At 67.3% G+C, this 9057-nt stretch carries 9 protein-coding genes; 7 read left to right on the top strand and 2 right to left on the bottom strand.

The genetic code is table 11. From position 1 onward, the window contains the following. Positions 1-107: 107 nt before the first annotated feature. Positions 108-1310 (bottom strand): gephyrin-like molybdotransferase Glp, encoded by a 1203-nt coding sequence (glp, locus tag AB0M65_RS38645; RefSeq protein ID WP_364039826.1) that lies wholly within the window; start codon positions 1308-1310, stop codon positions 108-110. Positions 1311-1383: 73 nt separating this feature from the next. Between glp and AB0M65_RS38650 the strand changes: the two genes are divergently transcribed. From AB0M65_RS38650 to groL, 5 genes are all read left to right on the top strand, one after another. Continuing rightward, complete coding sequence (locus AB0M65_RS38650; protein WP_364039828.1) at positions 1384-2061, top strand: TIGR00266 family protein; 678 nt, start codon at positions 1384-1386, stop codon at positions 2059-2061. Between the two features lie 3 nt (positions 2062-2064). Next, complete coding sequence (locus AB0M65_RS38655) at positions 2065-2688, top strand: AIM24 family protein (RefSeq protein WP_364039830.1); 624 nt, start codon at positions 2065-2067, stop codon at positions 2686-2688. Between the two features lie 113 nt (positions 2689-2801). After that, a complete protein-coding gene (locus AB0M65_RS38660) occupies positions 2802-3008 on the top strand; it encodes a cold-shock protein (protein WP_005164266.1) in 207 nt (68 codons plus the stop codon). Between the two features lie 55 nt (positions 3009-3063). Then, positions 3064-4509: a protein kinase gene (locus AB0M65_RS38665; protein WP_364039834.1), complete on the top strand. Its 1446-nt coding sequence runs from the start codon at positions 3064-3066 to the stop codon at positions 4507-4509. Between the two features lie 264 nt (positions 4510-4773). Continuing rightward, on the top strand, positions 4774-6402 hold the full coding sequence (gene groL / locus AB0M65_RS38670) for a chaperonin GroEL (RefSeq protein ID WP_364039837.1): 1629 nt from the start codon (positions 4774-4776) through the stop codon (positions 6400-6402). 522 nt (positions 6403-6924) lie between these two features. On the opposite strand, the gene AB0M65_RS38675 is transcribed toward groL, so the two are convergent. Next, entirely contained in the window at positions 6925-7956 is a 1032-nt protein-coding gene (locus AB0M65_RS38675; RefSeq protein WP_364039840.1) for an XRE family transcriptional regulator, read from the bottom strand. Positions 7957-8182: 226 nt separating this feature from the next. Here AB0M65_RS38675 and AB0M65_RS38680 point away from each other — a divergent pair, with 226 nt between their 5' ends. Beyond that, complete coding sequence (locus AB0M65_RS38680; RefSeq protein ID WP_364039843.1) at positions 8183-8527, top strand: hypothetical protein; 345 nt, start codon at positions 8183-8185, stop codon at positions 8525-8527. Then, positions 8524-8916, top strand: a complete 393-nt coding sequence (locus AB0M65_RS38685; RefSeq protein ID WP_364039846.1) for a hypothetical protein — start codon at positions 8524-8526, stop codon at positions 8914-8916. The genes AB0M65_RS38680 and AB0M65_RS38685 overlap by 4 nt, the downstream gene beginning before the upstream one ends. The last annotated feature ends 141 nt before the right edge of the window (positions 8917-9057 follow it).

Below are 9057 nucleotides of genomic sequence, written 5' to 3' on the forward strand. Positions count from 1 at the left end.
TGTCGTCTAGTTGCGATCCGCCCTGCTTTGCGGGGTCGCGTGAAGGCCCCCTTCCCTCGGCTCAGCCGAGGGAAGGGGGCCTTCACGCGCAAGCCCTGCCGCGGGTGTCACAGCAGCAGGACGTCCACCTCGTCACCCTGCGCTGCCGAGTCCACGTCCTCCGGCAGCACGATCAGGCAGTTCGCCTGGGTGAACGACGCCAGCAGATGTGAGCCCGGCCCGCCACGCGGCCCGACGATCCCGGTCACCTCGCCTTCCGACTGAATGTAGAAGCCCCGCCGGAACTGACGCCTTCCGGCGGGCGACGTCATCGCCTCGGTCAGCCGGGCCCGCACCTGCCGCCGGTCGACGCCGGAATGTCCCATCGCGGTGAGCAAAGCCGGCCGCAGGAACGCTTCGAAGGAAACGAGCACGCTCACCGGGTTGCCCGGCAGCGTCACCACCGGTACGCCGTTCCAGCGTCCGCAGCCCTGCGGCCCGCCCGGCTGCATCGCGACCTTCCGGAATTCCACCCCCTGCCCGGTCAGCGCGTCCTTCACCACTTCGTACGCGCCCGCGCTGACGCCGCCCGAAGTCACCAGCAGATCCACGTCCGCCAGCCGCGGCTCGATGACCGCGCGGAACTCGTCCACGTCGTCGACGACACTGCGCAGAACCTCGGCCTCGCAGCCGAGCGCGCGGATCGCGGCGGCAAGCATGATGCTGTTCGATTCGTAGATCTGCCCGTGCCGCAAGGGATTCGGCGCGTCGACGAGTTCGGTACCGGTGGATACGACGAGCACCTTCAACGGCCTCCGCACCGGAACCTCGGCGAGTCCGACGGCCGCGGCGAGGCCGAGTTGCGCCGGGCCGAGCACGGTTCCGGCCGAAAGCGCCACCGTCCCTTCGACGACGTCTTCACCCAGCCGCCGGATATGCGTGCCCGGGACGGCTGTCCTGAGAATCCGGACGTCCGTCACGCCGCCGTCCGTCTGCTCGACCATCACCACCGCGTCGGCGCCGGGCGGCAGCGGCGCGCCGGTCATGATCCGGTGCGCGGTGCCCGGTTCCAGCTTCGCGATGTCGATCCGGCCGGCGGGGATGTCGTCGGCGACCGGCAGCGTCACCGGCGCTGTGCCGGCGGTGGCTATGTCGGCGGCGCGGACGGCGTAACCGTCCATCGCGGAGTTGTCGAACGGGGGCAGCGAAACCCCCGCGAGGACGTCTTCGGCCAAGACCAGCCCGGCGGCGGAAGCGAGCGGAAGGCGGAGGACAGGGGCGTTTCCGAGCAGGCCGGTGACGGTCTCACGGTGGGCGTCGACGGAGATCACGCCGACCATCCTCCCCCTCGGTGGTCGCATGCGAGACTCTGCGCGTCACAACGACCACCGGGGAGAGAAGACCATGCAGGTTCAGATCCGTCATCAGCCGTCGTTCGCGGTGGCCAGGCTCATGCTCGCGCCGGGTGAACCCGCGCAAGTGGAGTCCGGCGCGATGATGGCGACGAGTTATGGCGTGCAGGTCCAGTCCCAGGCGCAGGGCGGCATCATGAAGGGCCTCGGCCGCGCCTTCCTCGCCGGCGAGTCCTTCTTCATCTCCACCTACACCGCCCCGCAGAACGGCGGCTGGGTCGACGTCGCCGCGAACCTGCCCGGTGACATGCAGATCATCAACCTCGACGGCCGCACCGGCTGGTGCGTCACCCGCGGCTCGTGGCTCGCGTCGTCGCACGGCGTGCAGACCGAGACCAAATGGGGCGGGCTCAAGAACCTCGCGGGTGGCGAGGGCGGCTTCCTGACACACGCGACCGGACAGGGCCCGCTCGTCGTGGCCTGTTACGGCGCGCTGGAGACGGTCACCCTGCAGCAAGGTGAGGTGATCACCATCGACACCGGGCACGTCGTCGCGTTCGCCGACACCGTGCAGTACCAGATCCGGAAGGTCGCCACCGGCATCATCCAGTCGATGAAGAGCGGTGAAGGCCTGGTCTTCGACTTCGCCGGGCCGGGTCAGCTCCTCACCCAGACCCGCAACCCGTCGGCGCTGTCCGCCTGGGTGATCGCCCAGGTCCCCGCGCGCTGAGCCATGCGGGTCCAGACCAGGCACACCCCCAACTTCGGGGTCGCGCGCATCCTGTTGTCCCCCGGCGAAGCCGTCCAGGCCGCCGGGGACACCATGCTGGCCAGCAGCTTCGGCATCACCGAAACCGTTCCCGCCCGCGGTGGTTCGCGGGCGAACAAGACCGCGCCCTCGGTGTTCAACGCGCCGGAAGGCGGCGGCTGGATCGACTTCGCGCCACTGACCGCTGGCGACGTCTACCCGCTGGAATTCACCGGCGGGGCGGGCTGGTGCGTGAGCCGGGACGCGATCCTCGCCAGACCGGCGACCATCCGGCAGGACCCCGGCTGGGCGCCGCTGCGGAAACTCTTCGGGGCCGACACCGGTTTCCTGGAGCACTACAGCGGAACCGGCCCGCTCGTACTGTCCGCGCAGGGCCCGGTGGACGCCTTCGAGCTCACCGCGGGCGAGCTCGTCACCGTGCGGCCGGACTTCCTGCTGGCCTACCCGGACACCGTGCAGTGCCGTCTCCGTGCCGTCGACCAGTCCGGTCCGCAGTCGGTCCGCAGCGGCGAAGGGCTCGCCCTTGACTTCGCAGGACCAGGACGCGTCCTTGTGCAAGCACGCAATAGGCGGCTTTTTCACGGCTGATCTTAGGGCGAATCGACCATTGCCGACGCCGGTGATTCGGGTAGCGTGAACCGCACTCGAAACCGCCGTCCGGGGCAGACACGGTGGCGGATCCCGTGCTGAGGGAGGGCGCCGTGGCAGTCGGCACCGTCAAATGGTTCAACTCGGAAAAGGGCTACGGATTCATCGAATCCACCGAGGGGCCCGACGTCTTCGTCCACTACTCGGCCATTCAGGCCGACGGTTTCCGGACGCTCGACGAGGGTGATCGGGTGGAATTCGAAGTCCAGTCCGGGCGTGACGGGCGGAGTCAGGCGGCGGACGTACGCAAGGTCTCGTAGAGACTTCGGGCCAACCCCCGGCGCTTCCGGGAACTGGCGCGTTAGGCTGCGCTGCGTGACAGGCGATGAGTCGGGGGACCTGACCGGTCGCCGGCTGGGCAACTACCGCATCGACGGTGTGCTCGGCAAGGGCGGCATGAGCGTGACCTACAAGGCCACGGACGTGCGGCTCGGACGCAAGGTGGCACTGAAGGTCATCGGTGATCACCTCGGGGCCGACGCCGAGTTCCGCGAACGCTTCGTCGACGAGGCGCGGAACACGTCCGCGATCGACCATGCCAACGTCGTGCCGCTCTACGACTTCGGTGAGCTCGAAGGCATGCTCTACATCGCCATGCGCATGGTCGACGGCGGGGACCTCGCCGGCCTCATCTCCGGCGGCCCGATCGCGCCCGTCCGCGCCCTCACCATGCTCGACCAGGTCGCCGACGCACTCGACACCCTCCACAACCGCGGTCTCGTGCACCTCGACGTCAAACCGGCCAACGTGCTGGTCACCAGCAAGGAGACCTCGCGCGAGCACGTCTACGTCGCCGACTTCGGGCTGACCCGCCGCGGCGCCACCGGGCATCGGACCCGCGGCGGCGACTTCCTCGGCTCGCCGACCTACGCCGCACCCGAGCATCTGCGCGGTGAGCCGCTCGACGGCCGCACCGACCAGTACGCCCTCACCTGTGTCCTCTACGCCTGCCTGACCGGAAGCCCGCCCTTCAAGGGTGATGTGCAGACGGTCATCAAGGGTCACCTGAACGGGGAGCCCCCGGCCATCTCGCGGATCGTCGGCCTGCCGGCGGGCATCGACGAGGTGATCCGGAAGGGAATGGCGAAGAATCCCGCCGATCGCTACCCGAACTGTGTTGAGATGATCGCGGCCGCCAGGCGCGCGCTGGGTTCGCTCGCCACGTCGAACGAGCCGCCGGGTCCGCCCGGTGCCGCGACCGTGGTCCAGCAGGCCGTTCCGCAGCAGGCGCCGAGGCAGAACACGCCGTCACAGGGAGAGGGGGGCCCCGTGCACCCGTACGGAGGACAGCAGCAGCCGGGCTACGGCCAGCAGGGACCGGGGCCGCAGGGTCCCCCGCCGCAGGGCCCGCCGCCCGGGTACGGCCCGCCATCACAGCAGCAGGGCGGGTTCCAGCAGGGCGGCTACCAGCAGGGGCCGCCGCCGGGTTACGGCCCGCCGCCTCAGCAGGGTGGTTTTCAGCAGCAGGGTGGCTTCCAGCAGGGCCCGCCCCCGGGTTACGGACCGCCGCCGCGGCAACAGGGCGGTTTCCAGCCCAAGAAGAGCGGTGGCGCCAAGTGGATCTGGATCATCGTCGGCGTCCTCGTGGTGGCGGGCGCGATCGTCGCCGCCATCTTCATCTTCGGTGACTCGAACAGCGGCAATGGCCCGCAGACCACCGCGCCGAACATCCCGGTCGGCCCCGGCGCCTCGCAGTCCCAGGCTCCGGAGTCGTCGGGCAAGGCTCCGCCGACGTCGATCTCCATCAAACCGAGCAGCTGACGCACCACCGCGTTGACCTGCGGTTCTTGCACTCGACCCCGGAGAGTGCTAAACACGGCATTGGCACTCGACGCCGTCGAGTGCCAGGCAGGCGGTCACCGACCGCTCGCCTGAAGGCCGGGACGGTGAGGCCGCACCCTTCATTGGGTGGGTCGTCCGTCGCGGGCACCGAGCCTGGCCGAGGAAGAGTCCTGCTGCCGCCGCTGCTGAGATATTCAGAACGCAGCGCGGCGGTGGCGCCCAATACCGGAGGACCACACCGCAATGGCCAAACTGATCGCGTTCGACGAGGACGCCCGCCGCGGTCTTGAGCGCGGCTTGAACATCCTCGCCGAAGCCGTCAAGGTGACCCTCGGCCCGCGGGGCCGGAACGTCGTGCTCGAAAAGAAGTGGGGCGCGCCGACGATCACCAACGACGGTGTCTCCATCGCCAAAGAGATCGAGCTCGAGGACCCCTGGGAGAAGATCGGGGCCGAGCTCGTCAAGGAAGTTGCCAAGAAGACCGACGACGTCGCGGGTGACGGCACCACCACCGCCACCGTGCTCGCACAGGCTCTCGTCCGCGAGGGTCTGCGCAACGTCGCCGCCGGGGCCGACCCCATCAGCCTGAAGCGTGGCATCGAGGCGGCCGTCGAGGCCATCACCGAGCAGCTGCACAAGATGGCCGTCCAGATCGAGACCAAGGAGCAGATCGCTGCTACCGCCTCGATCTCGGCCGCTGACCGCACCATCGGCGAGCTCATCGCCGAGGCGCTGGACAAGGTCGGCAAGGAAGGCGTCGTCACCGTCGAGGAGAGCAACACCTTCGGTCTCGAGCTTGAGCTCACCGAGGGCATGCGCTTCGACAAGGGCTACATCTCCGGTTACTTCGTGACCGACCCGGAGCGTCAGGAAGCCGAGCTCGAGGACCCGTACATCCTCCTCTTCGGTTCCAAGATCTCCACCGTCAAGGACGTCCTGCCGCTGCTGGAGAAGGTCATCCAGTCCGGCAAGCCGCTGCTGATCATCGCCGAGGACGTCGAGGGCGAGGCTCTGGCCACCCTGATCGTCAACAAGATGCGCGGCACCTTCAAGTCCGTCGCCGTCAAGGCCCCGGGCTTCGGTGACCGCCGCAAGGCGATCCTGCAGGACATCGCGATCCTGTCCGGTGGCCAGGTCATCTCCGAGGACGTCGGCCTCAAGCTGGAGAACGCGGACCTTTCCCTGCTGGGCAAGGCACGCAAGGCCGTCATCACCAAGGACGAGACGACCATCGTCGAGGGTGCGGGCGACGCCGACCAGATCCAGGGTCGCGTCAACCAGATCCGCGCCGAGATCGAGAACTCGGACTCGGACTACGACCGCGAGAAGCTCCAGGAGCGCCTGGCGAAGCTGGCCGGCGGCGTTGCCGTCATCAAGGCCGGTGCCGCCACCGAGGTCGAGCTGAAGGAGCGCAAGCACCGCATCGAGGATGCAGTGCGCAACGCCAAGGCCGCCGTTGAAGAGGGCATCGTCGCCGGTGGTGGCGTCGCTCTCATCCAGGCCGCCGAGGCCGCTTTCGCGGGCCTGAAGCTCGAGGGCGACGAGGCCACTGGTGCCAACATCGTCAAGGTCGCCGTCGAGGCGCCGCTCAAGCAGATCGCGATCAACGCCGGCCTCGAAGGCGGCGTCGTGGTGGAGAAGGTCAAGGGCCTGCCGCAGGGTCACGGCCTGAACGCCGCCACCGGTGTCTACGAGGACCTGCTCGCCGCCGGCGTGCCGGACCCCACGAAGGTCACCCGCTCCGCGCTCCAGAACGCCGCCTCCATCGCGGCGCTGTTCCTGACCACCGAAGCCGTCGTGGCGGACAAGCCGGAGAAGGCCTCGGCCGCTCCCGCCGACCCGTCCGGTGGCATGGGCGGCATGGACTTCTGAGTTCGAGCCAGTAGCACCACCGGAAAGCCCGGACGCGCCTCGCGCGTCCGGGCTTTTCCTCTTGAGGGGTACGGCGAATGTGGCGTGGCGGATTTGGCGAGGCAGCGGGCTCGCCAGTGTCCCGGCGCTCCTGGACTATCCACAAAGGATGCTTTTCGGGCTGCGAGTGTCCTGTTTGAGCAATTTGCGCTGTTTCAGGAGGGGGTCGTGAGTGATAGAGAGGGTTATTGAGGGGTAAGTCAAAGGTGGCGTGAACGGCGTTGGTGGCCCGCTCGCGTGTTGCGAAGGGCACTTTCGCAACGTTGAAGGTTGTGAAAGGGTCTTTCACATCAAACAGCTCTCTGACCTGCGCAAGATCCTGTTGCATCCCGGTTGACCAGGCTAAATAGCTGCCATCGGCTGTGGTTGGTTTCCGTCCCTAGTTGTCCTCGCGCGTACCCAGCGCGTACCGGTACCGCCGGGAGAAGACCAGCGACCCCGTACCCGCTCGCCGGGTACGGGGTCGCTGCTGTTACGGGCGAGCTAGTCGATTTCCGCTAGTGCTCGCCGACGTTCGGCCCACTCGGCGTCGCGCCACGACTCCGGCATGAGGTCGACTGCTTCGCGGGCTAGTTGGCGGGCAGCGTGGAGGTCACCCAGCGCGTGCAGCACGAACGCGCGTTGCCCGTGAAAGAAGCTCGGCACGTACCAGTACCCAGAGTCCGGGAGTTCATCGGGCGGTGGCAGTTGCTCGGTGAGCGCGTCCGCTTCGCGGAGCCGGGCGAGGGATTCGGCGCGGCTATCGTCGCGGGCTAGTACTTCGGCACGCTGAAAGTTGATGTAGGTACGCAGCCCTACGTTCACCCGTTCGTCGCGGGCGGCAGCCTCGTTCAGTGCGTCTGCTGACCTCAAATTGTGACGTCTCAGGTCGCGGTAGGCGGCAAAGCTCAAGGCGGTTGAAAGCCGAGTCGGGTCGTCCACTTCGAGAGCCAGCACGCTGGCGCGGTCAAGATGCTTACGAGAGGAGTCCCAGCGTTGAATTGGGATGGAAAGCCACCCTTGGTACTGCTCAAGCTCGCTGAGTAGGCCCACTGCCTCCGTCCGGACGCTTCCGCGTGCGTTCTTGGCGAGCTGAGTCGCGAGGGCGGCCTGTGCGCGGACCGTTGGCAATACCTCGGCCGCCCCGGCGATATCTTCCAGCCTCCGCACACTGGCGAGAACTCGCGCGACGGCGTCCAGCGTGATTGCGTCGGTCGCAATGCGGCCGGAAGCAGCCTGCGACACGCGTTCGGCCTCCGGTGCGGCTCCGAACCCTAGTTCGCCCTCCGTCGCTCCCAGAATGGCGCACAGTGCGGCTCGAATGAGTGGGCTTGGCCGCTTGACCACACCTCGTTCGAGCTTTCCCAGGTGCACAGGGTCGAACGGGTGTGGACGGCCCTTGTCGTCGTGTTTCTCGATCCACTGGGCGACCAGCGCAGCGAATTCCGTACGGCCCATCTCGGTGCCGGGGTGTCGACGGGAGGGCATCGTTTCGCGGGCAAGGCGTAGTTGGTTGTTCGGAACCGGCGTAGCCACGTACTCAGGATATCTTCCTACGTCTTCCTAGTCGCCTTCCCTACGCTGTGTGTTCACGTCCGGCGACTCTGAGTCACGTGACTGATCTTCTCCGTTCGTCCCTCGCTGTGTACACGCTCATGGGCGTGGTAGCCGCATGGCTGCCTGTCGGATGGCTCCTGAAGCTGGCGAGGAGTGCGGCACGCAAGGTGCAGGCTCGTCACAGGCGGGCAACTGAGGGTGCGCGATGAGCACTGATATGGAAGTGCTCAGGGCGTACCCGGAATTACGGCGGTTGGCGGAGCTGCGTGACGCGGGTTGGCTGTTTATGCCGTCCTGTGACGCCAACGGTGACGTGACCAAGGTGACCGGGTTGCGTCCGTGGCCGGAAGGCGTTGCGGACGCGCTGCACATCGGGTCGCAGACGGACGCGGGCGCGCTGCGGATGGATCACACGGGCGGGTTGCTCTGGCAGCGTGACGGGACTGTCGCGGACGTGGTGGACGCGCTTCTCGCGTTGCCCACGCCGGGTGATCCGCTGGCACCTCGTTTGGTGCGGGGTACGGCGCCGAGGCTCTGGACACCGCGATGAGCTATTTCACCCGTCGCCGCGCACGTCGTGCTGCATCTGTCCACAATGCACGGACCGCGTTGATCAGCCTTCCCGTTGTCACCTGGTTTCCGCGTGAGTACACCGAAGACGCGCATCGGGATATTGCGGACGTACAGGCGACGGTGAAGACCGCACGTGGTTATGTGCGGCGTTCGTCCGCCGCTGGCCTGTTGCTTCGGGACGCTGACGTGTGGCTGACTGGGTGGCTCGACTTGTGGGAGCACGAGCGTATCCAGCCACCGCATCTGTCCGCGCTCTATGGACGGATGATCGAGCATCTGACACGCGTCTCAGAACGACTGTCCCTTGTGGAGGACATGGAGAAGCGCAATGTGGACACGGGCAGATGGCCGTACGGAACTGAGTGATGCAAAGGACTATGAGCGGAATCGAATCGAGCATGGACCGTCGCGTGACGATCTCAGGTGGTGAACGGGTCGTACTGCAAACCCTTGCCCACAAGACGACTTTCGGGATGACCTTCCGCGAGATCGCAAGCCTTGTCCGAC

The sequence above is a fragment of the Amycolatopsis sp. NPDC051071 genome (genome assembly GCF_040682875.1).
Taxonomy (GTDB): Bacteria; Actinomycetota; Actinomycetes; order Mycobacteriales; family Pseudonocardiaceae; genus Amycolatopsis.

Bases quoted from the DNA above. Each gene is read 5' to 3' on its own strand.
- AB0M65_RS38650 (WP_364039828.1), top strand. From the start codon at position 1,384: ATGCAGGTTCAGATCCGTCATCAGCCGTCGTTCGCGGTGGCCAGGCTC.
- AB0M65_RS38655 (WP_364039830.1), top strand. From the start codon at position 2,065: ATGCGGGTCCAGACCAGGCACACCCCCAACTTCGGGGTCGCGCGCATC.
- groL (WP_364039837.1), top strand. From the start codon at position 4,774: ATGGCCAAACTGATCGCGTTCGACGAGGACGCCCGCCGCGGTCTTGAG.
- AB0M65_RS38680 (WP_364039843.1), top strand. From the start codon at position 8,183: ATGAGCACTGATATGGAAGTGCTCAGGGCGTACCCGGAATTACGGCGG.
- AB0M65_RS38685 (WP_364039846.1), top strand. From the start codon at position 8,524: ATGAGCTATTTCACCCGTCGCCGCGCACGTCGTGCTGCATCTGTCCAC.